The organism is Hyphomonas sp. (assembly GCF_022844445.1).
Classification (GTDB): Bacteria; Pseudomonadota; Alphaproteobacteria; order Caulobacterales; family Hyphomonadaceae; genus Hyphomonas.
Genome location: NZ_JALHLS010000002.1, coordinates 306,379 through 332,170 on the forward strand (window position 1 = coordinate 306,379; position 25,792 = coordinate 332,170).

Annotated in this window: 22 protein-coding genes; 18 read left to right on the forward strand and 4 right to left on the reverse strand. The window is 64.7% G+C overall.

Annotation, left to right across the window (positions count from 1 at the left end):
* The first annotated feature begins 88 nt into the window (after positions 1-88).
* Both Q0C17_RS04340 and cdd read left to right on the forward strand, forming a co-directional pair.
* Positions 89-1,549 carry an AMP nucleosidase gene (locus Q0C17_RS04340; protein WP_291201861.1) on the forward strand — a complete coding sequence of 487 codons (1,461 nt, stop codon included), beginning with the start codon at positions 89-91 and terminating at the stop codon, positions 1,547-1,549.
* On the forward strand, positions 1,546-1,935 hold the full coding sequence (gene cdd, locus Q0C17_RS04345; RefSeq protein WP_291201864.1) for a cytidine deaminase: 390 nt from the start codon (positions 1,546-1,548) through the stop codon (positions 1,933-1,935). The genes Q0C17_RS04340 and cdd overlap by 4 nt, the downstream gene beginning before the upstream one ends.
* Here cdd and Q0C17_RS04350 read toward each other — a convergent pair.
* Positions 1,922-2,518, reverse strand: coding sequence for a cytochrome b/b6 domain-containing protein (locus Q0C17_RS04350; protein WP_291201867.1), 597 nt, complete (start codon positions 2,516-2,518; stop codon positions 1,922-1,924). The genes cdd and Q0C17_RS04350 overlap by 14 nt on opposite strands.
* A 153-nt stretch (positions 2,519-2,671) precedes the next feature.
* Here Q0C17_RS04350 and Q0C17_RS04355 point away from each other — a divergent pair, with 153 nt between their 5' ends.
* The 5 genes from Q0C17_RS04355 to Q0C17_RS04375 all read left to right on the forward strand — a co-directional run bounded on the left by Q0C17_RS04355 (position 2,672) and on the right by Q0C17_RS04375 (position 13,229).
* On the forward strand, positions 2,672-3,448 hold the full coding sequence (locus tag Q0C17_RS04355) for a nuclear transport factor 2 family protein (RefSeq protein WP_291201870.1): 777 nt from the start codon (positions 2,672-2,674) through the stop codon (positions 3,446-3,448).
* 70 nt (positions 3,449-3,518) lie between these two features.
* On the forward strand, positions 3,519-7,127 hold the full coding sequence (locus tag Q0C17_RS04360; protein WP_291201873.1) for a TIR domain-containing protein: 3,609 nt from the start codon (positions 3,519-3,521) through the stop codon (positions 7,125-7,127).
* A 52-nt stretch (positions 7,128-7,179) separates the two neighbouring features.
* Positions 7,180-8,232 (forward strand): TIR domain-containing protein, encoded by a 1,053-nt coding sequence (locus Q0C17_RS04365; RefSeq protein ID WP_291201877.1) that lies wholly within the window; start codon positions 7,180-7,182, stop codon positions 8,230-8,232.
* 98 nt (positions 8,233-8,330) lie between these two features.
* The gene (locus Q0C17_RS04370; RefSeq protein WP_291201881.1) at positions 8,331-12,608 is read left to right on the forward strand and encodes a serine protease; all 4,278 of its coding nucleotides are present in this window, start codon (positions 8,331-8,333) and stop codon (positions 12,606-12,608) included.
* A gap of 24 nt (positions 12,609-12,632) precedes the next feature.
* Positions 12,633-13,229: a DUF1353 domain-containing protein gene (locus Q0C17_RS04375; RefSeq protein WP_291201883.1), complete on the forward strand. Its 597-nt coding sequence runs from the start codon at positions 12,633-12,635 to the stop codon at positions 13,227-13,229.
* Between the two features lie 31 nt (positions 13,230-13,260).
* Here the strand turns inward: Q0C17_RS04375 and Q0C17_RS04380 are convergent, their stop codons facing one another.
* On the reverse strand, positions 13,261-13,614 hold the full coding sequence (locus Q0C17_RS04380) for a RyR domain-containing protein (RefSeq protein WP_291201886.1): 354 nt from the start codon (positions 13,612-13,614) through the stop codon (positions 13,261-13,263).
* Positions 13,615-13,725: 111 nt separating this feature from the next.
* On the opposite strand from Q0C17_RS04380, the gene Q0C17_RS04385 reads away from it, so the two are divergent.
* From Q0C17_RS04385 to Q0C17_RS04400, 4 genes are all read left to right on the forward strand, one after another.
* Positions 13,726-14,514 carry a tyrosine-protein phosphatase gene (locus Q0C17_RS04385; RefSeq protein WP_291201889.1) on the forward strand — a complete coding sequence of 263 codons (789 nt, stop codon included), beginning with the start codon at positions 13,726-13,728 and terminating at the stop codon, positions 14,512-14,514.
* A gap of 87 nt (positions 14,515-14,601) precedes the next feature.
* Complete coding sequence (locus Q0C17_RS04390; protein ID WP_291201892.1) at positions 14,602-17,040, forward strand: transglycosylase domain-containing protein; 2,439 nt, start codon at positions 14,602-14,604, stop codon at positions 17,038-17,040.
* The gene (locus Q0C17_RS04395) at positions 17,037-18,959 is read left to right on the forward strand and encodes a hypothetical protein (protein ID WP_291201896.1); all 1,923 of its coding nucleotides are present in this window, start codon (positions 17,037-17,039) and stop codon (positions 18,957-18,959) included. Before Q0C17_RS04390 ends, Q0C17_RS04395 begins: the two co-directional genes overlap by 4 nt.
* Positions 18,960-19,063: 104 nt before the next feature.
* A complete protein-coding gene (locus Q0C17_RS04400) occupies positions 19,064-19,594 on the forward strand; it encodes a hypothetical protein (protein WP_291201899.1) in 531 nt (176 codons plus the stop codon).
* Between the two features lie 69 nt (positions 19,595-19,663).
* Here the strand turns inward: Q0C17_RS04400 and Q0C17_RS04405 are convergent, their stop codons facing one another.
* Positions 19,664-20,182: a hypothetical protein gene (locus Q0C17_RS04405; RefSeq protein WP_291201902.1), complete on the reverse strand. Its 519-nt coding sequence runs from the start codon at positions 20,180-20,182 to the stop codon at positions 19,664-19,666.
* Positions 20,179-21,063, reverse strand: a complete 885-nt coding sequence (locus Q0C17_RS04410; protein WP_291201905.1) for an AAA family ATPase — start codon at positions 21,061-21,063, stop codon at positions 20,179-20,181. Before Q0C17_RS04410 ends, Q0C17_RS04405 begins: the two co-directional genes overlap by 4 nt.
* A gap of 419 nt (positions 21,064-21,482) precedes the next feature.
* On the opposite strand from Q0C17_RS04410, the gene Q0C17_RS04415 reads away from it, so the two are divergent.
* From Q0C17_RS04415 to Q0C17_RS04445, 7 genes are all read left to right on the forward strand, one after another.
* Entirely contained in the window at positions 21,483-21,719 is a 237-nt protein-coding gene (locus Q0C17_RS04415) for a hypothetical protein (protein ID WP_291201907.1), read from the forward strand.
* Between the two features lie 267 nt (positions 21,720-21,986).
* Positions 21,987-22,850: a J domain-containing protein gene (locus tag Q0C17_RS04420; RefSeq protein WP_291201909.1), complete on the forward strand. Its 864-nt coding sequence runs from the start codon at positions 21,987-21,989 to the stop codon at positions 22,848-22,850.
* A gap of 76 nt (positions 22,851-22,926) precedes the next feature.
* Positions 22,927-23,160, forward strand: a complete 234-nt coding sequence (locus Q0C17_RS04425; RefSeq protein ID WP_291201912.1) for a hypothetical protein — start codon at positions 22,927-22,929, stop codon at positions 23,158-23,160.
* 24 nt (positions 23,161-23,184) lie between these two features.
* On the forward strand, positions 23,185-24,228 hold the full coding sequence (locus tag Q0C17_RS04430) for a hypothetical protein (RefSeq protein WP_291201915.1): 1,044 nt from the start codon (positions 23,185-23,187) through the stop codon (positions 24,226-24,228).
* Positions 24,229-24,260: 32 nt separating this feature from the next.
* Positions 24,261-24,680 (forward strand): DUF1761 domain-containing protein, encoded by a 420-nt coding sequence (locus tag Q0C17_RS04435; RefSeq protein ID WP_291201918.1) that lies wholly within the window; start codon positions 24,261-24,263, stop codon positions 24,678-24,680.
* A 64-nt stretch (positions 24,681-24,744) separates the two neighbouring features.
* Positions 24,745-25,071 carry a PepSY domain-containing protein gene (locus Q0C17_RS04440; protein ID WP_291201921.1) on the forward strand — a complete coding sequence of 109 codons (327 nt, stop codon included), beginning with the start codon at positions 24,745-24,747 and terminating at the stop codon, positions 25,069-25,071.
* 33 nt (positions 25,072-25,104) lie between these two features.
* Positions 25,105-25,788, forward strand: a complete 684-nt coding sequence (locus Q0C17_RS04445; RefSeq protein ID WP_291201924.1) for a response regulator transcription factor — start codon at positions 25,105-25,107, stop codon at positions 25,786-25,788.
* Positions 25,789-25,792 lie beyond the last annotated feature (4 nt).

Consider the following 25,792-nt stretch of genomic DNA (forward strand, 5'->3'; position numbering starts at 1 on the left):
CGGGCCGAAAGCTTTGCCGGTGGTCAAGCCTTGCCGGAGAGGGGAGAAGAGAAGGGGGGCCGATTGACTTCGCTGCGAACCCGCGCCAATGGGTGCCATGTCGAAACTCACCACACCCAAAGCTATTGTGGACGCGCTTGAGGCGCTCTACGGCGAAGCTGTTTCCGCCCTTTCCGAAGCCCTAACCCGTTTCCTGCACGATGGCACGCCGCCCGATGGCGAGGCCCGGGCGGGGGGTATTTTCTGCTATCCGCAGATCCGGCTGATCTACAATCCGGACGGGCCGCCGCCGCCGATCTCGCGGGCGTTTGGCAAGATGTCCGAAGCCGGCACTTATGTGACGACCGTCACACGGCCGGATTTTTTCCGCGCCTACCTCATCGAGCAGCTGACGCCGCTGATGCGCGACTATGACGTGGACGTTTATGTCGAGCGCTCCGAATCCGAGATCCCCTATGCCTATGTGTGGGATCCCGCGCAGGCGGCGGGCCTGGAGGAAATCGCGCCGGCGGAGCTGGTGCGCTGGTTCCCGTCGCCGAAGTTGACGCTGATTGGTGACGAGATTGCCGACGGCGAACAGTTCGAGCCCTATGATGTGCGTCCACTGTCGCTCTTCGATGCGCAGCGCGTGGATTTTTCCCTGAAACGCCTTCAACACTATACCGGCACGCCGGTGGATCATTTCCAGCACTATGTTCTGTTCACGAACTACCATCGCTATGTTGATGCCTTCTGTGACTGGGCGCTGACGCAGCTGGGTGGTCATACACGGTATGAGTCTCTGTCCGTGCCCGGAGGTCTGGAGATTACGCAGCCGCATGCCGAGAGCCGCGCCTCCATCGAGGCCTCGCCGTGGCGGCGTTTCCAGATGCCATCCTATCACTTGCGCGCGAAAGACGGCGCGGGCATCACGCTGGTCAATATCGGTGTCGGCCCTTCAAATGCCAAAACGATCACCGACCACCTCGCCGTGCTGCGTCCGCAGGTCTGGCTTATGGTGGGCCATTGTGGGGGGCTGCGCCATTCGCAGCAGATCGGCGATTATGTGCTAGCGCATGCCTACCTGCGCGAGGACCATGTGCTTGACGCTGTGCTGCCGCCGGAAATTCCGGTTCCGCCGATTGCGGAAGTGCAGGTAGCCCTCGCTGAAGCGGCCGCAGCCGTCACCGGTGAGAAGGGCGAGGCACTGAAGAAGCGACTGCGTACCGGTACGGTGGTGACCACGGATGACCGCAACTGGGAGCTGCGCTTCACCGCGTCGGCGCGCCGGTTCAACAAAAGCCGGGCGGTCGCCATTGACATGGAAAGCGCGACGATTGCTGCCAATGGCTTCCGCCTGCGGGTGCCCTACGGCACGCTCCTGTGTGTCTCCGACAAGCCGCTGCACGGAGAGATCAAGCTCCCGGGCGCTGCAAACCGGTTCTACGAACGCGCCATCGGCGAACACATCCGGATCGGGATCGAAACGCTGGAGCGCCTCTCGCAGGACGGCGGTGCAAGCCTCCACAGCCGCAAGCTGCGCGCATTCGACGAGCCGCCGTTCCGATGAGTATCGACTGGCCCGCGCTGAAAGCCGCAGCTCTTGCGGTGCAGGGGCGGGCTTATGTTCCGTATTCGAACTACCGGGTAGGGGCGGCGCTCTTGACGGCGGGCGGCGAGATCGTGGCCGGGTGCAATGTGGAGAACGCAACCTTTGGGGCAACGTGCTGCGCGGAACGCAGTGCGGTGTTTGCGGCGGTGGCGCAGGGGCATACGGCGTTCCGGGCGGTCGCCGTAGTGACGAACGGGGATGTAGCCGGTACGCCGTGCGGGATTTGCCGTCAGGTGCTGGCGGAGTTCGGTTCTGACCTCGAGGTACTGTGCTTCACGCCGGAGGGGGCGGAGGCACGCTACTGGCTGAGCGAGCTGTTGCCGCATGCGTTCAGGCTGAAGTAGGCGGCTCTGGCTTTCTTTTGGCGGCGCGCGGCAGGAAGAGCATGAACTTTGCGAGTGGACGCTTGAACACCAGCAGATAAGCGACGTGCATGCCAACGAACGCGAGCAGGAGGTTTCCTGCCAGTTCATGAATTTCCGAAAGCGGACCTTCCTCACCGTCTTCTTCATCTTCATGTTCGTCGTCTTCACCGTCGCCGGCATAGCGAAGCTCGGCAGGGGATTGAACGTAGGTTCGCTCAGCCGAGGCGGGCTGAAGCCCAATCGAGCGGCCTTGATCCATGGCGATGCCTGTTCCGGTGACCGTCAGCAGGCTGAGTGCTATGCCAAGCATCAGCACACGGCTGATCGCAGGGTGGGTTGCCGCGCCTTTGAGTTTCAGGCCTTCGAATTTCGGATAGAATCGCATCAGGCCGACCTGACGCTCGCCGCCCAGCGCCCAGAGGAGGCGCAGGACAATAACGAAAGCTACGCCATAGCCCAGCCAGGCATGGGCCGGATCGATCTCGCCGGTGAGATAAGCTGCGATCGCGAGGATCGCGAGTAGCGCATGATAGAGGCGCACCCGGTTCATGATGTTCAACATCGTAGTCTCGATTACGGGAAAGGGGGCGCGGACTTCGCCTCGGCAAGCTAGGAGGGGCTCGGGCCGGCGTCGATACGTACTTTTCCCGCGCGCGCTTGCCTTTGCGGCGCAATCGCACTTGCGCAGATGAGCGAAATCGGATGCTCTAGCCGGATGAAGATGCCAGCTTTCATCAAGCAACTTGCAGGACCGGTTGTTTCCGTCACCGTGCTCGCGGCCTGCGCGGGCGCGCCCTTGTCGATCGCTGCGCTCGATCCGGATCACCTGATTGCCGAGGCGGAAGCCGCCGACCGGGCGGCGATGCAGGCGCAGGGGGCGGGAGATCTCGAGACGTTCGCGAAATACCTGTCTGAGGACTATGCCTACATCGATCTTTCGGGAAACCGGATCGGCAAGGCCCAAATTCTGGCGCGCCGGAAAGAAGACAAACGTGGGATCCTTTCGGAGACCTCGAGCGAGGACGAAGCCGTCGTTCTGGGGCCGGGTGTCGTGATGTTCCGGGGACGGACGGATGTGGTGGCGTCCTATTATGGCGGACTGCCGCGGCCGGGGTCGACCCGTTACTCCGTGATCTGGCGCAAGGAGGCGGACGGCCAGTGGCGTATGGTGGCAGCGCAGACGACGGACCGGATCCGGCGGGAGTATCCTGTGAAGATGCGCGCAGATGTGCCGGGCGACGTGCTGGCCCTCTATGCCGGCACTTATGAGCTGGCAACAGAGACGCCGCTGACCCTGGTGCTGGAGGCCGGTGAGGGACGCCTGCTGGCAACGATCGAAGGTCAGTTCGAGGACATGGAATTCTATCCCGAAAGTGAAACGCATTTCTTTGCGACGGCGCGGCCTTTCGAACTGGTCCTGTCGGAGGATGCCGGTTCGCTGGAGCTGGTGACGTTCGGGGCCGAGACTAAAGGCCTGCGGGTGGTGGATTGAGCGGCTTGCCAGCGCGCTGATTTTACGGTGACGTGAGCCTGTTCAGCGGCAGGGGCCGGGGGTGGGACAGGTGGACAGTCAGGCCGGATCGGAAGACGCCCGCACGCGGGTTTTTCTAAGCTATTCGCGCAAGGATGCGGCTCTTGTGGTCCGGGTGGCGGACGGGCTGCTGGCGGCAGGGTTGCTCGCTGACTATGACCAGGCCGCGCATGATCCCCATAATGTGAGCGCCGGCATTTCCGCTGAGGACGAGTGGTGGAAGCGGCTGCAGGAGATGATCGCGGCGGCGGACGTGATGGTGTTCCTCGTATCGCCGGATTCTGCGGCGAGTACTGTGTGCGACGAGGAGATCGCGTACGCTAGGGCGCTGGGCAAGCGGATCATCGCGGTGCAGGCGCGGCCAGTGGATTTCGCCAAGGCGCCGCCGCGCCTGTCGGCGCTGAATGTGCGCATCAACTTTTCAGAGACCGGGCCGGGCTTTGACGCAGCGCTGGCGGAACTGGTTTCGGCGCTGGCGATGAATGTCGGCTGGCACCGGGAAGGGCGCAAGTATATGGCCCGGGTGCAGGAATGGGATACGCGCGGGCGGCCGCGCAGCCTTCTGCTGCGCGAGGGCGCGGTGGAGGAGGCCGAGCGCTGGGCAGTGTCGCGCCCGCGCAACGAGCCGGAGCCCGGTGAGCTGTTCCTCGCGTGGATTGCGGCGGGCCGGGAGCAGATCAGGCGGGATGCCGTGCGGCGTGCCTTCTGGCGGCGGGTGACGGCCGTCTTTGTGCTGACAACCCTGATTGCGACGCTGGCGGGTGCGTGGTTCGTCGTCAACGGGCAGAGAAATCTTGGTCGCAGCGAGAGCCTGATGCTGGCGCGGACCTCCGACCAGTTCTACAATCAAGGCGATCACCTGCGCGCGCTGAAGCTGGCGATCCTTGCTTCTCGGGAAAGTTTTCTCGATCCGTCAACGGATGAAGCGAGAGTTGCTTTTGCGAGAAGCGCGCAGGCGCTGACCCACCAGGTATCGGTGCGCCAGGTCCAGCCAGGCGGCGGGGCGGGCGACTCCATCATCTCGGCGTTCTGGATAAGTCCGGAACACGACCGGATGGTGACAACCAACTACATGGATCTGACCTTCGTCTGGGACATGAGGACGGGTGCGCAGCTCGGCGAAACGCTGGCGCTCAGCGGGAGTATGGACAATCAGCATCTCGAAACCGCCGAGAGCGGACGGCATTTCGTTGTCTGGGATCATCTCGGCGCACATATCCTTTCGCTGGAGGACGGGACGAGGGTTGGCGGCCTGCTCGGCATCGAAGAAGGCGAAACGGGTCATCTGACGACTGTCGCGCTGTCGGCGGACGGGCGGCGGGTGGCGACAGGCGCGCAGGGCAGCGAGGTGAGGGTCTATGATGTGGCGAGCGGACAGAAGCTGACGGAACTTCCCGCTCGGCTGGAGGGCGTGCCTTCAGTACGCCTGTCGGCGGATGGCGAAAAGCTGCTGGCTGTCTATACCGGGCGGGCTGTCCTCGCGGACGCCGGCACCGGGGCGATCTTGAGCGGCCCATTCGATACAGAGGGCCCCCTGTATCATGATGGGTTTCTGTCACCTGACGGCCGCCGGGCCGTATTGCAACTCGGCTCAGGCGATATTGAAATCTGGAATACCGACACGGGCGAGCGGATGACCCGCACCCGGCAATCGGACGGCTATGTCGAGCGCGCGGTATTCATGACTGCGGCGCCGCGGATCGTGACGGTTTCGGCTTCGGGCATTGTTGAAATCTGGGATTCCGAGACCGGCGCGATGCTTGGAGAGCCGATCCGCACGGAAGGCTGGTCCGGCGCCGTTCAGGTCAATCCGGGTGACACGCAATTTTTGACCCGGACTTACATGGCCGGCCTCCAGCTCTGGGACGTGTCCACCGGCGAGGGTCTCCTGGAAATCAACGACGAGATGCCGGCGTGGGACGGCATGATCCGCAATCCGCGCCGCAAATCCTTCATCGCTTGGGATGGCAACCAGATTGCAGAACTGTTCACCGGCCAGGGCCGGATCGAAAGCCAGCCGATCGTGTACGAACATCCCGGATTCGTACAGACTGTAACCCTGTCTCCCGATGGGCGCCTGGCCTTGACGTCGAACGAGGTAGAGGAAGCCCGCCTCTGGGACCTCGTGACCGGGGTGCAGATTGCAGGGCCTTTCCGGCACACGAACGCCGTCGTACCGGCGCGGTTCATCAATGACCAGAGCTTCGTGACCCTGGACGAGGATACGGCATCGGTGTGGACAGTACCGCACGCGCGGCGGATCGCGTTCACCGGCGAAACGGACCTCGGTGAGTTCGTGATGGGAAAGCTGTCGCCGGACGGCGAACGTCTGTTGATGTGGAATGATGCGGGGCGTGCCGTGTTGAGGGACACCAGCACCGGTAGGCAGGTCGGCCGCGAGATTCTGCTCGGCAACGCAGGAGACTGGGGCGCCGCGTTTGACCCTGCATCGTCGCTGATGCTGACCTGGTTCGAGGGCGCCGCGCAGGTCACTGATTCTGCGACCGGAGAGGTGCGCGAGGGCTTACTTGAGCACGATTTGCCGCTTCGGGATGCAGCGTTTGCCCTGGGCGGGCGCCGGTTGGTAACCCTGAGCGGCGAGAACACGATTACCCTCTGGAACGCGGAAACGTTGACGAGAATCCGGGATTTCGAAACGGCGATGTACCAGGATGGCATGCCGCCCATCCAACCCGTCCTCGGGCGGATGGTTATACTGGATGACGAGGCGGGCCAGTTGTATGATCTGGAGACGGGCAGCGAAGCGGGCGCCCCGATGGAAGTCGCGCAGGCGCCGGCGGGCGAGCCGGAGGCAAGCTTTGAGGGCGTGCCTCTGCGGGCGCGGTTCAGTCCGGATGGCAGCCGGCTTGTCGTTTACAGCCTGCATCATGCCGGTCTGTTTTCATCTTCAGACGCAGCAGGGATAGGTGAGGATTTCGCGTCGGACCGCGAGTTTTATCTCGCGGAGTTCACGCCTGTCGCAGGACAGGTAGCCCTTCTTGGCGAACGCGGGGTCACCTTCGCTGATCTCAACACCGGCGCCATGGCAGGCAGGGAACTCGCTCACCCCGACATTGTATCCGGCCTCTGGTATTCTCCGGATGGCAGCCAGATCGTGACCGTGGCGGACGACCGGATGCTCCGTTTCTGGGATGCCCGGACCGGCGAAGCCCTGGGCAAACCGATCGTGCTCGCAGTCGTGGAGCAGGAGGTTATCTATTCGGACGATGGACGCAGCCTGGTCGCGATTGAGGCGAGCGGTTTTGTCCGCGTGATCGATACGGCGACGATCTCGTTGCTCTACAGCTGGTACGGGAGTTTCACGCACGGCGACATGGTATGGCAGCAGGACGCCGGGCGGCTGATGGTTTGGGACAATGAGCGCCAGCTGATCTCGCTGGACCTGACCGATGCTGGCCGGTTGGATGCCCTGACGGAGGACGTGCAGGCCGTGTGCGGGTCGAAGTTGCAGGGAATGCACTCGCCGCGCGGGCAGCCTTTCGTGCGCGAGATCGACGAGGCCACGACGTTTGCCGCACCGATCCTTCGTGGGCGGGAGGGGGAGGATGTGTGCACGCCTCCTTTGGCGCCTTGGTGGGAGCGTGCGGCCGGGGCAGTGTTTGGCTGGGCGTTCCGGTGAGACGTCGAACCTGTCTCGCTTGGTAGAGAAAGTTTGGTTATGAGATGTTCCGATGGCTGATGTTTTTCTCTCGTATGCGCGGATGGACCGGGCGTTGGCCGAGAAGGTGAAGGCGGGGCTGGATGCGGCCGGGCTGAGCGTGTTCTTTGACGTGGAGGGGCTGGACGGAGGCGATGTGTTTCCGGACGTGCTGGACCGCGAGGTGAAGGGCGCGGGCGCGGTGGTCAGCCTCTGGTCGCAGCATTCGCTGAGCCGGCCCTGGGTGAAGCAGGAATGCTCCATCGGGCTGAAGCGCAAATGCCTCATTCCGCTGGCGATCGAGCGGCTGGGGGAGCTGGATGTGCCGGTCGCGTTCGAAGGGTTGCAGCAGATCGACTTTACGGGATTTCACGGGCGCACGGACGGGGCGGAGTGGCAGAAGCTGATGCGGGCGCTGGCACGCACGCTGGGGCGGCCGGATCTGGCTGAAGCGGCAGCGGCTGCCCCTGCACGGGCGGCTGCGGCGGCGCCGGCGCGGAAGGGGCCGTGGCCGGCCTGGCCAAAGCTGGTGGCGGGCATGGCGGGCGCGGCGGCGGTGATTGCGGTGGTGGGGTTTGGATACCGGATGCTGGCGCCGGATGAGGCGGCCACTCAGGCGGCGGAGATGGCGGAGGTGCCGGCCACGGGTGTGCCCGAAGTGGGGGCGGAGCCTGATGCAGCGCAAGCCGAGGCACCGGCGGCGCCGTCCCAAGGCGCGACGTTTGCGGATGATGGCTGCGGCGATGCGGTAGCTCTGGTCTATTTCGACTTCGACAAGACCAACCTGACGCCGGAGGCCATATCCGTGCTGGAAGGGGCGCTGCGGCGAAGCTTTGGGTGCCAGTTGCTGGAGGTGCGGATCGAGGCGCATGATGATCTGCTTAACAGCCCGTCCTATGCGGAAGGCGTGTCGCAGCGGCGGGCGGACACGGTGGCGCAGTGGCTGACAGCGCAGGGCGTGGAGGAAATGCGGATCACGCGGATCGGGTATGGCTCCTCGCAGCCGCTGGCGCCCGGTGTGAAGTCGCCCTTCAACCGGCGGGCGGATGTGGTGTTTGATTATGAGGCGCCGGCGCCCGCTGAGTAAAGCGGATCCGGTCTGCAGCGGGCGCCGCATGAACCCGCTTCCCTGAAGGCGCTGATTAACATAACGTTTCGGCGATCAGCGAGCCGGAGCGGGACACTATGGCGAAGCGCAAGACGGGGGCAGAAGCCCAGGCGGAGCAAGGCGATAGCGGGTTCGACTGGAAGTCGATCCTGGTCAAGGCGCCCGTGCCGCCGCGCCGTCTATCGCTCACGCCCGCGCAGGGCTCGCCGGTGGTGTCGCGTGAGATTGCCGCCCATTCGGACGTGTACCTCTCGATCAGCGTGCTGTCCTTCTATCACCCGGAGGCGCGCAAGGGGCTGACCAAACAGGTGCCGCTGATCTTTGCGGATGCGACCTGGCGCCGGCCGACGGATACGGACCTGCCACAGGTGGCCGTGATGGGGCCGAACCCGGAAGCGCACCCCAACATGAAGTCGCACGGCACCTATGCCTTCGGCGGGCGGACCTTCTTCGGGCCTGAGCGGTTTGACGGGTCGGTTGACATCAATATCGGGTTGCACCTGTTCAAGTCGAACGCGGCAGGGCGCAAGCTGGTGGACGTGGCGCGCGCAGGATCCAAGCTGTTGCCGAAAGGCGAGATGCTGATCCTCGGCGGGATCGCGGGCGCGGGCATCGACGGGGCGCTCAAGGGCATCAAGGAATTGCTGCCGGACAAGCAGACGCCTTGGATTGTCGGCGTGATCCTGAGCCTTGCGGCGACGGGCAACGAGACGTTCACGACAGGCACCTGGGCGGCGATTGCCGGCGGCGGGACGGACCCGGGCGAGGTATACTTCGACGCGCACGAGAGCCTGCTGCGTGATGCCAAGGGCAAGCCGCTGCAGCGGGCGTATATCGTCTATTCGATCGACGCGACGGACACCAATCCGGACCGGCTGCGCATCGGCACGATTCCGAAGGCGCGCGAGCGGCTGCGGCAGGCGCACATGAGCGGGGCGGATGTTTCGGATGCGAAACTGCGCGAGCTGTTCCGGCAGTTCTGCGGTGAGGTGGAGCTGTCCGACGAGCTGACGCAGCGGGACCGGGACGAGATCATTGCCGATGCGAAGGAACGTTTCACGCGGCTGATGAAGCAGCGCGAGAGCTTCAACTATGCCGACGATGCGACGCTGTTCCCGGCCAAAGATGTCTCGCCCTTAGCAGTTTCGGAATCGGCGTCCCGGGCGATCATGGACGGCGCGCAGGTGTCGGCGCAGACCGAGGCGGCGATTGATGCCTCGCTGGAGGGCCTCGCCAATCCGGACAGGCTGGCGGATGAGGGGGTTAGCGAGCTGGTGAGCCAGCTCTACACGGCGGTAGAGGATTATGCGGCGCTGGTACGCAGCAATCCGGAACTTTACCGCGCGCAGCTGCGCGGTGTTGCCAAGAAGCTCCGTGACCGCAGGGAGTTCAAGGCGCTGATCGGGCTGGCGACGGCGGTGCGGGACGGCGGTGTGGAGATCGGCTGGCTGCACTATTTCGGCGCGGCGGCGGACGTGGAACTGAATGGTGTCCCGAGCCTGGCGGATCTCGCGCGGGCGGAGGCGGGCGATCCGCTGCCGCCGATGGTGGCCGAGGCTTTCCTGACGAAGGCGGTCCAGCTGGCGGGCAAGGATTTCGAGAATGATCCGGGCTTGCTCTCCGATTGCCTCGGTCTGCAGGGGCGGATCTGGAAACAGAGGGCAGTGCGCGCGAAGGACGTGAACGATGCGACACGGCTTGCCTTTGAACGGGCTTATGCGTTCTACATGCAGGGCATGGCCGCGACGATGCAGGCGGCGGAGCCGGACCCCGAATTCCATCAGGTGAACCTCCTTGGGCTGATGAAATCGGCAGAGACGCGCGGTATAACGCTGGGCAAGAAGGCGGACGCAGCGAAATGGGCGCGTGGCATCCTGAAGGGCGTGAAGAAGGGCGGATCGAAATCCGACTGGGAACTGGCGAACGCGGGCGACGCTGCTCTGTACCTTGGCCGAGAGGCCGAGGCAGTTGGTCATTATACGGCCTATCTGGAGAAGGCGAAGACGAAGCCCTTTGCGCTGAATGCGACGCGGCGGCAGCTGGTCGAGGTCTGGGGGATTGAGCCGAAGGGCAATGGCGAGCTGAGCCATATCGTCCGGCAGATGGCGCAGCTGTCGATGCGCTCAATGGCGACAGTGTCACTGACCATCGACGAGATTGAGGCGATGGCCGAGACGGCGGGTCCGGAAGCCGGTGAGTTGGAGGCGCTGCTGGACGGCGTCAAGGCTATTCCGGCGGCGGACATACGCACCGTCCTGAAGCTGTCGCAATCGGTGGGCAAGGTGTGTGCGCCGAACGGGCGGCCCGTGGGAACGGGGTTCCTGCTGCACGGGCGGCATGTTCATCCGGCCCTGGCGAACGAGTACGTGTTCATCACCAATGACCATGTCGTTTGCGACGTGAAAAGCTATGGCGGCGCGTCAATCAAGTCGGCTGAGGCGTGCATCTTCTTTGAGGATCTGAAACCGGATGACGTCTACCAGGTTACGGAAATCTTCTGGCGCTCAGACAGCAAGGCGCATGACTGCGCGATCCTGCGCCTGCACAAGCAGCCGGAAGGGTTGACGGCGGAACTGGAGGTACAGGACTCGCTGCCGCTGCGCTACAGCACCGAGGCCGGGCAGGCGGACAAGGATGCGCCGTCGCGCGCGCCGCGCGTGTTTATCGTAGGCCACCCGAATGGGCGGGGTCTCGAGATCACGTTCGAGCACAATTACATCATCGATCATGAGCTGAAAAACCCGGCCGCGAAGGCGACGCCGCAGCCTGTGCGTATCCATTACCGTGCCCCGACCGAGCCAGGCAATTCCGGCAGCCCCGTGCTGAGCGCTGCGTCGCTGAAGCTGATCGGCCTGCATCATTCGACCACGGATGAGCCGCTCGGCCGGTCGCTGAAGACCAACGAAAGCTACAAGGCGAACGAGGGCCTTTGGATCCAGGCGATAATTGCGGCAGTGCGGGCGGAGAAGGCGAATGTGCCGGAGGCGCCGAAGCCGGTTATCCCGCAGCCAGCGCCTGCACCTGCACCTGCTCCTGCTCCTGCTCCTGCTCCTGTGGCAGCGCCGGTGGCGGTCGCGGCGGCGCCTGCTGCGGCGCCGGTTGCGCCGGTGCGTGTTGAGGTTGTGCCCGAGGATGATGCGGCCTTCTACGAGAACATGGACGGGCGGCGCGATACAGCCGAGACCGGCTATGAAAGCATGGGGCTGCACGCCCTGGAATCTGGAAGTGTTGCGCCTTTCAGCGCACTGAATCCGAAGCCGAAAGCCAAGTGGCCGGCGCTGGCAGATCATCCGGACACGAAGCATCTCGCGCACCTCCCGATCGACCTGAACAATGGCATGAGCTTTCAGTTCAGCGGCGCAGTGCTTCGCCAGGCGTTGGCTTTTGCCGCGACGCCGGTGGGCGAGACCTGGAGCCGGCGTGTACTGTTCGGCATTCGCGGCGCCGCGTCCAAGGCCGTGCCGCGCGAAGGCGCGCCGCCGGAATTTGTCGAGCGACTGCCGATTGCCGAGACCGATCCGAACCATGTGGGCTATAATTGCGTAATGGGCGTGTGGGACCGCGAGACCGACCGTATCTGGGTTTGCCCGGGATCGACAGTGCCGGCAGTGGGCTACCTCTGGAACGCGGTTCAGGAGACAGCCAGCGGGCAGTTGGGCGACGGCGCCAATATGCTGCCGCCCGGTGTCTACCAGCATACAGTGGGCACGCATGCGGATGGTGGAAAAACCCGACAGCCAGGCGCGTTCCGGCAGAAATCCCGCCTGTGCGTGATGCGGCTGGCAAGCCCCGAGCTGAGCTTCCGGAGCGGGAATGTGCGCTGGGACACAACGACGGATTCCGGCAAGGACATCAAGATCTGGGACAATATCCATGCGGGGCTGGTCGCGCGGCCGAACTGGGGCGCGGAGCATTATTCGGCAGGATGCCAGGTGGTGAAGGGGTCAGTCATGACGCCGGCGACGCGGGATACCCCGACGGGCTATTGGGCGAGTTTCCGGATGGCGGCAGGCCTTGCGCCGAAGCCGGAAGTTTCCTCCGTAGGCGGCGGGGCGTATACGGTGAAGACGGACGAGGACGGCCAGGTGTTCACCTATGTGCTGATGACGGCGCGCGAGCTGCGCCTTGCCTCCGAGCATCTCGGTGCAGCGGGGGGCGATCCGCGGTTCCTGAAACTGCGGCGCGGCAGTCAGGGTGACACGGTGAAGATGTTGCAGGCGGCGCTGGGCGTGACCGCCGATGGCGACTTCGGATACCAGACGCAGCGCGCGCTGATTGCAAAGCAGCTGGAGATGACCGGTGAAGCGGACGGCGTCGTGACGGCGGCGAATGCGGCGGCGTTCGGGCTGGCGTGACGCAGGCGATAGGGAGAGGGCGCGATGCCGTTCATTGACAGGTCTGCGGGAACTGAGGGCCTTGAGGCACTTGGCGAGGAGGGGTTGGAAGCCGTTCGCCGCGCGACGCATGTGGGGAAGAATGAAGTGCGCCGCTACATGGTCGCGGTGGCGATCCTGTCGGACATGGAAAAGCAGGGGCGCACGCTCGCAGTGGTGACGCGGCCTTATGCTTATGTGCATCCAATTTACGGTGCGGAGGTGAAGGTGGAAGTGCCACTGGGCTTTGTCACCGACTTTGCGTCGATCCCGTCCTTCTTCCATTTCATCGTTCAGCCGTTCGGGCGTCATGCGCCGGCGGCAGTATTGCATGACTATCTCTATGCCATCGGGCAGAAGAAGGCGCGGCGGCTGGCGGACCGGCTGTTCCTGAATGCGATGAAGGATGCCGGCGTGCCGGCGCTGCGGCGCTCGTTGATGTACCGGATGGTGCGCTTCTTTGGCGGCGGCGGGTATGGTCTGCAGAATGACTGGTCGTTCGTGGACATTGAGACGGGCGAGCCGGTGAACGCGCCGTATGGCAATGCAGACATCAGTTGGGCGCCGCCGAAACCGAAGCGCGGAAAGAAGCCGGAAGGATAGTCTGGACGCCGAGCGACGCGGCGTGCGGGCGTCAAGCGAGGGCGCGGGCGAGGGCGTTGATCAGGGCGTCCTTGCGGCGCTCCCAGTCGGGCAACTGGTCATAGGGGATCATCAGGGGATGGGTTCTGGCGGCGACATCTTTCTTTGCGCCCCAAGTCCACCCGTCGCGGGTTTTCTGGGCGAGCCACTGCTCGTGCTGGGAGCGGCCGTCCGCGCCGCCATTCTCGAGGGCGTGAAGGACGCTTTCGCGCGTGGAGGCATGCATCCAGTCCGGCGCCTCATCCCAGCCGGGGATGTCGTGCTGTCCATGGGCCGCGGCCCAGCCGCGAAGGGCTTCGTGGACGGTGCGGGAAATAGCGTCGAGATGGTCGGGCAGCGGGGGCATGGGCGGAGTTTCAGGGGATTGGGCCCGCGGGGCAAGAGCGCGCGGCAGCTTGCCCCGGCGTGACACTGCATTGTCACTGGACGCGGGCGAGGGTGCGTTTTAGTCCGAGGTATGACACAGACACCTCCGCGCCTGCTCGCCTTTGAAACGATCCGCAATTTCCGGGATTTCGGGGGCTATGACAGCCGACATGGCGGCCGGGTGCGGATGGGGCGGCTGTACCGCTCTGGGCACCATGCCGAGGCGAGCGAAGACGAACTCGTGAAGATGGACGCGCTCGGCATCCATGTGCAGGCGGACCTGCGCCGGCCGGACGAGCGCGACAAGCAGAAGAGCCGGTTTGCGCCGCCGGTGGTGATCACCCATGATGGCGGGCGCGAGAGCGAGGCGCCGCACATGCGCTTCCTGACGCAGGTGACGGTGGACGCGGCAGCGGCCGACGAGTGGATGGGCGAGTATTACGAGAAGGCGCCGTTCAAGGCGCACCATCAGGCGCTGTTCCGCGACTGGTTTGTGAAGCTGGCTGAGGCGCCAGGCGAGGCGGCGGGGCTTGTGAACTGCGCAGCCGGCAAGGACCGCACGGGCATTCTCTGCGCACTGACGCATCACATTCTGGGCGTGTCGGACGCGGATATCCGGGCCGATTATGACCTGACCAACGAAGCCGTGGGCGTGAACCAGCGGCTGCCGGAAGCGGCGGCCTATTTCAACCAGATGATCGGCAAAGACCTGCCGGCAGAAGTCTACCGCCCGTTCATGGGTGTGCACCTGAAGTATCTCGACCGGGCATTTGCCGCGATCAACGCCGGCGCAGGTTCGCTCGATGGGTATCTGATGGACGTGCTGAACGTGGATACGGCGCTGCAGGCGGAGCTGCGGGCGAAGCTGATCGAGGCTTAAGCCGGGCCTGCGTCTGGCTGCTTCACACGCTGTTCATCTCCGTTAAGGTTTTCGTTCAGGTTGCTGCCAGAAGGAAAACCGACGCCGGTGCGTATCCTCGTGAGGTTACTCGAATCGGCCCGCGACTTCGTGGTCGGGCTGGCGCGGTGGACGACGCGGGTGCCGGCTGTGGCGGTGCAGGGCGGACAGCGGCGGACGCTGGGCGTGTTCCTTCTGGTTTTTTTTGGGCTCTATTTCGGAACGCTTGCCTGGTTCGGTTGGATCAACGGAGCGCTGCTCATCAATGGCAAGGCGCGGTGGAATGCATTCCAGTTTGCTGATCTTCGCGCGCGGGCAGTGGCGCTCTATGACAGCGAGGGGCGGTATTTCGGGATCGTGCATCCGGAGACCGAGCATGACCACCTTGGCGAATTCGAGCGCGCGGACCTGAGCCGGTTTGCGATGTCGCCGGACCACAAGGCCGTGCCGGTGGCGGAGGCGCCGCCGTACTTCTGGCGCTGCGTGGTGTTCACCGAGGACCGGCACCGGGGCGAATGGCGCAACCGCTACGGCGTGGATGTGGGACATCTCGCACGCCTGCCGATCAGCCAGCGGGGCGGCTCGACCATCGAGATGCAGCTCGCCCGGTCGATGTGGAAGATGCACTCGCGCAATTCAGATCCGGTGTGGCGCAAGTTCTACGAGCTGAGTGAGGCGCCGGTGCTGAACCGGTATCTCGTGAAGAACGGCGACACGCGCGGGCTGGAGCGGTGGTTCGCGCAGCACATTCCGCTGGTGCAGGGCGGGGGCGACGAGCAGGGCAGCATCTACGGCGTGTATGCGGCCGGGCAGTTCCTGTTTGGCAAGCGCGCCGAAGACCTGGACCCGGCCGAGCAGTTGGTGCTGGCGGCAGCGGTACGCCGGCCGATTGCCTGGCCAGCGAGCGAGGAGGCGCGCGCCGAAATCCTGTACGACCTGATCGGCGTGGAGGAAGACCGGCGGCGGGCGCTTTTGTGCGCGGGCGAGGATGCGCGGCTGGCCGACGGGACGCGGGTGATCGACAGCCGGGCGCTTCGGATCGCGACCCGGGCGCGGCTGGCGGAGCTGCGCGTGCCGGCCAATGTGGGCCGGACGGAAGCGGCTTTCCTGGACGTGATGCGACGGGGGGGGATGACGGCGGAGGTGCCGCTGGTGGCGCCGATGCGGCTGGCGAAGGAACTGGCGCCCAACGTGCAGCGCGAAGTGGTGGCTGAGTTGACGGACCTGCTGGCGCCCGTGACGGCGGCGCAGGCAACAAAGGCCGTTGATCCGGCGAAGCGCCTGCCGACGCGCCTGCAGGGCACGCACCCCTGGCGCGGCAAGGTGCGCGAGGTCGAGGTGACGCTCGACGTGGCGAAGAATTCGGAGTTCCGGGCGCGGGCGCGTGAGGCGGCGATGACGCTCGGCGAGCAGCTGGTGGAGGGCGGGCGGTTTCGGCAGGGCGCACTGCCGCAACGCGTCGTGAATGAACTTGGCAGCCTCAGCATCAAGGACGGCGACACGGCGCTGGTGGTCGCGGCGGCGGACCAGACCGGACGGATCGTGCGCTATTACAATTCCTCGGCGACGACGGCGTATTCCGGTTTTGGCGAGACACGGCCCCTGGTGCCAGGCTTTGGGCGCGGGGCATATGACCGCGCGTTCGAGACGCGCTCGATCGGCTCGGTCGCGAAGCTGGCGGCGGCGCTGCTGCTGGCTGAAGGCGGGCAGGATGATCCGGGCCAGACGGTGAGCAATGCGTGCATGCAGGGACTGCAGCAGCGATGTGCGACATCGGCTGTAGGTGCAACGCCGGCGCGGGTGACGCTGGCCCGCGCGTTCGGTTCGTCGCTGAACCCGGCGCTGGTGCGCGCGCTGGGCGAGGGCACGTCGATCGAGCGGATGCTGGAGCTGATGAACGCGTTCGGGTTTTATCTGCCCGAGCGCCACCGGCAGACCCCGATGGCGACGAACCTCGCGCTTGGCCGGTTTGCCGGACGCCCGCGCGCCGTGCACTGGCTGGCGGCGGCGGCGCTGCAGGCGGCGCAGGGCGAGACCAGCGCGGTGACACAGCCGTTCTTCGTGGAACGCTACCGGCTGATCGAGGCGGCGGCGGACGGTGGTTACAGCTTCCGGCTGGAGACGCCGGAGCGCACAACGCTGACGCTGGCGGAGACGATCGGCGACGGGCAGGCCCGGTTCCTGCGCGACGTTTTGAGCCAGCCGATCTGTGACACGAAGGATGGCACGTTGCGGCGGCTGTCGGCCTGGTGCGCCGACGCGCGCAAGGATGTAGCGCTGCATATAGCGAAGACGGGATCGGTTTCGGCGGGGTCGCTGGCGGCGTATAACGAGTCCGACTTGTGGATCGCCGGCGGCATCGAGTTTGCGGACGGGCGTGCCTATTCCTATGTCATATCGCTGGGCGCCGGATCGAACCGCGGCGCTTTCGCCAAGGACCTTGGCGGGGGCGTTCTGGCGCCGGTTGCCGATGTGTTGCTACGTGATCTCCTGGAGGACGCACCTTGAAGTTTCCATGGCAACGCAGCGATAGCGAGCAGGGTCCTTCCGCACCCGGAGGACCGGGATTCAATGCTGGGGCGGTTATCGACTCCACCGCGCAGCGGCTGGGCCAGCTGGGCGCGGCAGCGAAGGCGCTGCCGATATTTGCATCGGTACCGATGTTCAGCCTCGCAGTGTTTGTGACGATCTCGTTCATTGGGACGTATACGGGCATGCTGGAAGTGCTCCAGTCCGGCGACAACAGTTTCGGCTTCTGGGGCGTGACGGGCGTTTTCCTGTTCATCTTCGCCACGACGATCATCATGGCCTACTCGGTCAGCGAGATGTTCCGTTCGGGTCGTGATTTCTGGCCGCGCGTTTCGCTGGTGATCACTTATATCGTGACGCTGCTGATCTCGGTGAGTTTCGGATTTGCGTTCTACTGGACGCAGCTGGAGGCGCGCACGCAGGCCGTGGGCGATGCCGAGCGCTACCTGACGGTCTTTGACCGCGAGATCACGGTGGCGGATACTCAACTGGCGGGGACGCTGGCGACGCTGACGACGCTGAATACGAACTTCACGGCGCTGTCGGCGGCGGAGCGCGAAAGCGGCAATCAGTGCGGCGAAGTCTCTGGCGGTGGCGACGGGCCCCGCACGCGCCACCTGGCGGCGCGGGCGGGGGAGATCAATGCGCTAGTGATGGCTCTGACGCCGCAGATTGCGAGCGTGAGGACGGAGGCGGAAGTGGTGCGCACATCGATCGAGACGGTGCGCGAGCTGGGCGCGAAGGGCGCCAGCGAAGTGACGCCGGCGCAGCGCGAGGAAGTGTTCCGCGCGGCGGCGGGGGCGGCCAACAAGGCGGGCGCGACGCTGGAGGCGCTGGCGACAAGCCAGAGCGTGCAGAACTACATCACCAACCTGCGGACATGGGCGGGCGAGTATGGCAACCCTTCATTGACGCGCGTTGAGGAGGGCACTGGTACGCCGTTCAAATGCTACAACACGACAATCGCGAGCCAGCTGAACGGCGTGGCAGCGGATCTTGAGGCGCTGCCGGTACTGCCGATTTCGGAGCTGGACAGCTATGCTGGCGCGGCGGCGACGCGTGAGGCGCTGGACCGGTTCTGGTTCACGCTGACGGCGCCGTTGCGTGGACTGGTCGACGGGCCGCAGACGCAGACAGAGACTGAGCGCGAGGAAGCGGTACGGCGCGATGCGATCCGCGAGGCGCTCGGTACACGGACGGATGAGGCGGCCAGCGACAAGATGTCGAGCATGGACGTGAAGGAACTAGTGGAGGGCCAGCAGGGCCTGCGGCGCAACGATGCGCTGCCGCTGGGCCTCGCCATCGTGATCGACGCCCTGCTCTTCCTCTCGGCGCTGTGGAGTCAGCCGACAGAGAAGTTTGCCGCCTTCTCGCGCATGATGCGGGAACTGCGCGGGGAGAAGGAGCGGCCGTTGGCTCTGGTGCAGGGCGCGCATGAGATCCAGGACAATCCGGATTTCAGTTTCCTGAGGCCCTATGTGTTCACGCATTTCGATGAGGTGTACCTGGCGCTGCCGGTGAGCGGGACGCTGGCGGAGGAGCAGGCGACGCAGATCCTGAATACGCTGAGGATCGCATGGCAGGCGGGCAAGATCATCAAGCGGGCGAGCGTGTCGTCGGCGACGATCGAGCGGCAGCTGGCCGCGTCCGGCAGCCGGCTGGTGCAGAAGCCGCAGAATGACAATGAGGTTGGGCCGGGGGCACGCTACGAGGAGGACATGGAGCCGGTGGCGGCGTCGCCGCTGCCGCTGAAGCTGCCGAAATCGCACGCGAACTTCGTGGCCTACCGGTTCCTTCCGGGGGCGTTCGAGCAAATGGTGCTGCAGGCGATGATACCGGACATGCCGGGCGCGGAGGATGAGGCCCGCGGCGACGCTGAGAGGCGTCCGGAGGCCTGACGGAGAACGTAAACAGCTTCTTTACGGATTCTGCGGATGGTTGGCGTCAGACCGGTGGCGGCCGCAGAAGGCTCGGGCTGCCCGGCTGATGCGAGGCAGACCCCATGACCCAGTCCAGATCGCCCGCCGGCGAAAGGCTTCCCACGGTGCCCGACGTGATCGGCCGGTTGGCCGCAGCAGCGCGCCAGGGAGACGACCTGAAGGTGCAGCTGATTGCCCGCAGCCCGGACACCAGGGTGGCCCGGGATATGCTGGCGCGGCTCCCGGAGTTCGAGGCCCAGGGCGTTGGTTTTGAGGCGATTTTCACGAAGCTGAGCGGCACGGATGTCGTCGCGGCCGTGGCGGCGGTCTATGGCGACGAGACGGCGCGCCGGACCGTGCGCGTGGTGAACGTGCCCGAGCAGGGCGAGATTGTCGAACAGGTGAATTTCGGCCGCGTGGCCGTGTGGACGGGCAGGCCGTTGAAGGCCTGGTTTTCGGCCTCGTTCGAGGAAGGCAACTTCTCGATGACGGGCCGCGACACCGGTCAGGCGAAGCTGGCAGGCGCGGCCTTTCGGGCGCTGTGGAACGTGGCGGCAGCGCCGGCGAACGATGCGGCGCCTGCAGCGGGGCACACGGCGTTGTCCGCAGGCTGAGGGATCAGCCGCTATTCGATTTTTCCGTGAATTGAAGCATGGGCGCCCGCAGGTGACGGCAGCGGGCGTTCAGCCTGTGCGGAAGGACTTGCGGCCGAAATAGGGGTTCGGGCCGGCGGGGGGCGACGGAGGTGTCTCGTCCTCCGAGGGGGCGTTGACCGTTTCGTCCGTGGCCGGATCGGCGGCGACGGTCTCTTCCGCGGACGGATCGGACGGAATTTCAATCTCGGCCTTTGGCGCAGGTTCCTCTGCGGCGGCCGCAGGCGTCAGCAGCGTGCGGATATAGCCGATGGCGGCGCGGGCGGTGGAGACTTCAAGGTCCGGCGCGGCCTTGTCGAGCCGGCGGGCGAGCTGTTTTGCCTGGTGATGCGACAGGGTTTTCAGCTGGCCATCGAAGATTTCCTCGCCGACAGCATCGCGAAGGGCTGTGAGGCTCGCGTGTGTCTGGCCGGCGGAGACCAGCAGTTTCTTGACGATGAGGCCGGCCGCGGCGGCCCAGTCCTTGTCGGCGATAGCGGAGAAGTCTCCGCGCGCCGCGACGAGTGCCTCGATGGCCCTCAGACCGGGGGAGCCGCCGCCAAAACTCATGCGAGCTTCTCCCGTACTTCGACGAGAAGCTTCTCGATGATGCCGAGCGCGTCACCCGGCCATTTGGCCTGAAGCGTGGGGTCCGGTCCGAGTTCGATCGGGTTCGAGGCGAAGCCGGATTTCAGCGGGATGATGGTGCTGAACATCGCGAACTCGGTTTCCTTGGCATTCGACGCATCCCGCATCGCGCCGAGGACAACCTGCTGGTGGGGCGTGTTGTCGAAGCGCGTGGCGAGCACGACGGGCAGTGTCGCAATATCCCGGTTACGCAGATTCTTCATGATGTCACCGGTGAACAGGTCAAGGCCGAGCGTCGACATGAAATCAGGGATAGTCGGCACGATGATCAGGTGGCTGGCGGCGAGGACGGTTTCAGTCATCACCGAGATGCCGGGCGGGCAATCGAACAAGATCACGTCATAGTCGGCCTTGAGCAGGTTCAGGTCGTCGCGCAGGCGCTTGCCGACCTGGTTCTGCAAGGCCTCCATGGCGTAGCCCTTGGCGGTAAGTTCGAAGATCAGCTCGCGCTCCGTTTTTCGCAGACGCGGCGAGGAGGGGATAAGGTCCAGCGGCAAGGCTTTGCCCTTGAAGGTGACGTCGCTGGCATTGGTGACGATGAATTCGGACAAGCGGCGCTGTTCGCCGGCGAAGAAGTTTTCCAGCAGCCAGTCGGAGATGGTTGCGTAGTCGTTGATCGCCCGGAACAGGTGTTCGTCGCCGGCATGACCGAAGATCAGCAGCGAAGCATTGGCCTGAGTGTCGAGGTCGATCACCAGCGTGCGCATGCCGGCGGCGGCAAAGGCTTCGGCAAGGCTGACACAGGTGGTGGTCTTGCCGACCCCGCCTTTGGAGTTGGCAATCGAAATAACGCGGGCCGACATGGAGTTTCTCTCTTTCGGTCTAGTCCGTTTCTGACCCCGGGTGATGGCAGATTTAGAGGCACAAGAAAACACTTGTGCCTACATTTTCTGGGTAAGCGGCAATAAAAAATTCCTAACGATTCAAAGCATCGGGAAATACAGGCTGCAAATCGCGCCGCTTGGGTCCGGTAAGGGGTGCGGCGGGGTTTGCTTCATGGCCGTGCAGACAGACAGCGCGCGGCCAGGCCGCCATGACATCGACATGGCCTTTTGGAATCAGAGCGCAGGCCAGTGCGCAGCGCGCGGGATGCGGGGTAGCGGATCTGCGGCGCTTACCTGCGCAACGCAGTGGGGTACAGGCGTGTGCGGATGGTTGCAGAAGTGGCAGCGGTGTTGCTGCTGCGCAGCCGAGCCATGCAGCCGGTAGGGGATTCAGCGTCTTGCTGAAGGCCTGGGCGATCCGTGGGCGGACGGGTCAGCAGCGTATGGTGCGCCGCAAGGCAGAATGCTGGATACCGATGCTGCAGGCGATCCTTTTCCATCCGGCGGCGGAACTCCGGCCGGACCTGACCTGGAAGGTGGGCGGTAGAAGAACACCGACGCTCGCCGTCACCCGCCAGGACAACCTGCCCTGGCAGCCGTACCGCCTTCGCGTTCGCACCGGGCTCGGCCGCTGATGGCGCCGGGGACGGTACCTCGCGCATAGCCGGGCCTGCCCGGAGGCGCCGAATGCCGGGCGGGCTGCGGGGGAGTTCGGCCTCGGCGGCAGTTACGAAAAGGCCGGATCGAGACCGAATCGGCCGGCCGCGCCGTGCCGGAAGGCACGATTCCGGCCGCCGGCCGCTGAGACAGGGCCGGATGGCCGCACCGGGCCATGGCTTTCAATCCGGCCCGGATCACCTTACCTGTAGGTCCAACACGGCATTTGCGGCGAGGAGCCCGGTTTGGCGCTCGATCCATATTCAGTTCTGGGAGTTTCCCGCTCGGCCACGGAGGCCGAGATCAAGAAAGCGTTCCGCGCGAAGGCGAAGACGCTGCACCCGGACCAGCACCCCGGCGACAAGGCTAAGGAAGAAGAGTTCAAGCGCCTGTCCGGTGCGTTCGAGATCCTTGGTGATGCGGAAAAGCGCGCCAAGTTCGACCGCGGCGAGATAGATGGCGACGGCAATCCGAAAGGCTTTGCCGGTGGCGGCTTTCCGGGCGGCGGCGGCGGGCGCTGGGAAGGCGGCGGCAGTCCGTTCGGAGCGCAGGGCGATCCTTTCGAGGACATTCTCTCCGGCATGTTTGGCGGGGGCGGACGGCGCCGTAACCCGGGTCCGCAGAAGGGCCGCGATGTCCGCTACCGCGTGGAGATCAGCTTCGAAGACGCGGTGACCGGCGCGCGCCGGCGCATGTCGATGGCCGATGGCAGCGCGCTGGACGTGAACATACCGGCGGGTATCACCAGCGGCCAAACGCTGCGGCTGAAGAGCCAGGGCCAGCCCTCGCCTTCCGGGGGTGCGCCGGGTGATGCGCTGCTGGAAGTTGATGTGGCCGAGAGCCAGATCTGGACCCGCGACGGCAAGGACTTGCGGATGGCGCTGAGCGTGGACCTGCGCACGGCGGTGCTCGGCGGCACGGTCGAAGTGCGCACGCCGTCCGGGCCGGTCTCATTGAAGATCCCGGCGGGATCGAACACGGGCTCCCAGCTGCGGCTGAAAGGCAAGGGCGTGCAGCTGACACCGCCCGGCGATCTTTATGTCCGCTTGGAGATTGTCCTCAGCGATCCGAAAGACGACGGTCTGCGCCGCTGGGCGGAGGGTCGGTAAGGCTTCGCACCAAACTCCTTCCGGCGGAGGTGTTAGGAATGCCTCTCGATAGGCGTCACCTGTCGAAGCCAGTGACTTGGCCAACAGGGCAGGAAAAACGAAAATCAGGATGGTACTGTTGTCGGCGGGCGCTCTGATGCTCGGAGGCTGTCAGACGATTGACGGCTGGTGCAGTCCGGATGCAACGCCCGTGGTCTCTCTGGACGCGCCCGCCGCTGAAAACAGCAGCAGTCTCGCCGAACGCGCCGGAGCGCTGCTGTTCGAGGGCAGGGGAAAAACTTCACAGCACGATATCGACTTCAAACCCTGATGCCCAACGATACTCGATCAGGGGATGGTCCTCTCCTTCGGGCTCAATCATGCCGAGAGCATCCGCTCGTTCCGCGCGGCGCAGAGGCTCGATCCGGATTGCGCAATGTGTGTCTGGGGAGCGGCGCTGGCGACGGGTCCGAACATCAATGTGACGAGCAAGGGCAAGGCCGTGATGTCGATGGCCGACCGGCAGGCGGCCTATGCGGAGATCCGGAAGGTGGTACAGCTGAACGGTAAGGCGACAGCGCTAGAGCAGGCGCTGATCGATACGCTCGCCGCACGCTGCAGCGCGGACTTTGATGCAGAGCGCGATCCGCAGGACATTGCCTGGGCGAATGCCATCGGGGCATACGCCGCTGCTTATCCGGAGGACGACGATGCCGCCGCGATCTATGCCGAAGCACGAATGAACACGATGCATTGGAACTATTGGTCCGTAGACGGATTGCCCAGGGAGGGTACGGTCCAGTTGATCAATGCGCCCGAAACAATCTTGGAGCGTTCGCCGAACCATCCGCTCGCGCTGCACCTCTATCTGCATGCAGTAGAGGCCTCGCCTGATGCCGCGCGGGCAGAGGATGAGGCCGATCGCCTCTCCACGCTGGTGCCCGTTTGCGGGCATCTCGTTCACATGCCTTCACATGTTTTCTGGCGGGTCGGCCGCTATGAAGATGCCGCGCAGGCCAATATCCGGGCGGCGAAGGTGGGTGAGGACTACATCGCCCAATGCAATGCGCAGGGCTTCTATCCGGCGATGTGCTACCCGCACAACCTACACTTCCTGTGGGCCGCTGCCGGGATGTCCGGCCAGAGCGCGCTGACCCTTCAGACGGCTGAAAAGCTGGCAGCGAATGTCCGTTTCGAGCAGATCGAGGCGTATCCTCATAGCGGCTCGTCCATGGCAGGTCTTGCAGGCGCGTTGGAAGCGCAAGGCAAAAAAGCCATCAGGCGAAACACCTGCGCGAGCACTTCGAGCATGTCTGGATGCACGCCAATGCGCAGATCGAAGCATCCCGGCTCTGACGGTCTCTGGGAGCGGCTCGACATAGCCCCGCATGAAGCATAGCTTCACTCCGAGGCATCTCCGGGGAGGGAAACATGCCGCATTCGGATACGATAATACTTGCCGGCGACAACTGGCTGGCGGTATTGGCGGCGGCGGCCGCAGTCTATGCTGTCGGGTTCCTGATCTACGGACTTGTCTTCTCGGGCCTCTGGCTCCGCCTTTCCGGATATACCAAAGAGCTGCTGCAGCCACACGCGTGGAAGATGGCCGTTTCCCCGGTCATGCCGATTCTGACGGCCATCGGCCTTGCCATCCTGTTCAAGCTGGCACGGGTCGACAATCTCGCCATGGGCGTCCTGCTGGCGGTGCAGGTCTGGTTTTTCATCGTGCTGTCGACACGGCTATACTCTTTTGTTTATAGCCCTGAAAAAGCTGGACTTTTACTGATGGACGCGGTCCATCTGCTGCTTGGATACATTGCGGCCGGGGCGATCATCGGGGGGTGGCGTTAGGCTGACTGCAGCTCAACTGCACCATTCACTTAACGTTCAGAGCCTCGCCCGCATATGGAGCCTCATGAAACGCACCCTTGCCTCCCTCGCCGCCCTCGGCCTGATGCTCGCCCCCTCTGCCCTCGGCCAGGGGCAGGACCAGGGCTGGGGCAACCAGTTCTCGCCGGGTGAGGCCCGCGATGCCGTGAAAGAGGGGCGCACGGTGCCTCTCAGCAAGATCTTCCAGACGCTGAAGCGTGAGTATGGTGGTTACCAGCTCGGCGCCGACCTCTACTCGCAGGGCTCCGGCGAAGCGGTGTACGAAATAGACTGGCTGACCGATGACGGCCGCAAGGTTCATGTTACGGTCGACGCGCAAACGGGCGCGATCATCAGCCGTAGTGGCGGCTGACGCGTTCAAAAGGTAATTGAAGAGGCAGTACTGATGAGAATCCTGGTCGTCGAAGATGATGCAGACCTGCGCCGCCAGCTGGCGGACGCGCTCTCGCAGGCCGGCTATGCAGTCGACCTTGCAGCAGATGGTGAAGACGGCCAGTTCCTCGGCGAGACCGAACCCTATGACGCCGTGATCCTCGATCTCGGCCTGCCCAAGATCGACGGTGTCAGCGTGCTGAAGAGCTGGCGCAAGGAAGGTAAGGCTTTCCCGGTGCTGATCCTGACTGCCCGCGACCAGTGGAGCGAGAAGGTAGCCGGCTTCGATGCGGGCGCGGACGACTATCTGACGAAGCCCTTCATCACCGAAGAATTGCTGGCCCGCCTGCGTGCCCTGCTGCGCCGGGCGACCGGCCATTCGGCGGCGACACTGGAGTGCGGCAAGCTGATGGTAGACACGCGCGCCGCGCGGGCGACCGTCAATGGCGAGCCGATCAAGCTGACTGCCCACGAGTACCGCGTCCTGTCTTACCTGATGCACCATCAGGGCCGGGTCGTGCCGCGGACGGAACTGGTGGAACATATCTATGATCAGGATTTCGACCGCGACTCGAACACGATCGAGGTGTTCATCGGGCGCCTCCGCCGCAAGATCGGCCAGGACCGTATCCAGACTGAGCGGGGCCTCGGCTACCGCCTGATTGTGCCGGATGAAGAGGCGCGCGTTGCGGGATGACGCA

Coding starts and splice junctions, on each gene's coding strand:
- Q0C17_RS04405 (WP_291201902.1), bottom strand. CDS start 20,182: ATGAGTTTTGGCGGCGGCTCCCCCGGTCTGAGGGCCATCGAGGCACTC.
- Q0C17_RS04385 (WP_291201889.1), top strand. CDS start 13,726: ATGACACAGACACCTCCGCGCCTGCTCGCCTTTGAAACGATCCGCAAT.
- Q0C17_RS04400 (WP_291201899.1), top strand. CDS start 19,064: ATGACCCAGTCCAGATCGCCCGCCGGCGAAAGGCTTCCCACGGTGCCC.
- Q0C17_RS04440 (WP_291201921.1), top strand. CDS start 24,745: ATGAAACGCACCCTTGCCTCCCTCGCCGCCCTCGGCCTGATGCTCGCC.
- Q0C17_RS04435 (WP_291201918.1), top strand. CDS start 24,261: ATGCCGCATTCGGATACGATAATACTTGCCGGCGACAACTGGCTGGCG.
- cdd (WP_291201864.1), top strand. CDS start 1,546: ATGAGTATCGACTGGCCCGCGCTGAAAGCCGCAGCTCTTGCGGTGCAG.
- Q0C17_RS04355 (WP_291201870.1), top strand. CDS start 2,672: ATGAAGATGCCAGCTTTCATCAAGCAACTTGCAGGACCGGTTGTTTCC.
- Q0C17_RS04410 (WP_291201905.1), bottom strand. CDS start 21,063: ATGTCGGCCCGCGTTATTTCGATTGCCAACTCCAAAGGCGGGGTCGGC.
- Q0C17_RS04370 (WP_291201881.1), top strand. CDS start 8,331: ATGGCGAAGCGCAAGACGGGGGCAGAAGCCCAGGCGGAGCAAGGCGAT.
- Q0C17_RS04365 (WP_291201877.1), top strand. CDS start 7,180: ATGGCTGATGTTTTTCTCTCGTATGCGCGGATGGACCGGGCGTTGGCC.
- Q0C17_RS04445 (WP_291201924.1), top strand. CDS start 25,105: ATGAGAATCCTGGTCGTCGAAGATGATGCAGACCTGCGCCGCCAGCTG.
- Q0C17_RS04350 (WP_291201867.1), bottom strand. CDS start 2,518: ATGTTGAACATCATGAACCGGGTGCGCCTCTATCATGCGCTACTCGCG.
- Q0C17_RS04430 (WP_291201915.1), top strand. CDS start 23,185: ATGGTCCTCTCCTTCGGGCTCAATCATGCCGAGAGCATCCGCTCGTTC.
- Q0C17_RS04340 (WP_291201861.1), top strand. CDS start 89: ATGGGTGCCATGTCGAAACTCACCACACCCAAAGCTATTGTGGACGCG.
- Q0C17_RS04380 (WP_291201886.1), bottom strand. CDS start 13,614: ATGCCCCCGCTGCCCGACCATCTCGACGCTATTTCCCGCACCGTCCAC.
- Q0C17_RS04375 (WP_291201883.1), top strand. CDS start 12,633: ATGCCGTTCATTGACAGGTCTGCGGGAACTGAGGGCCTTGAGGCACTT.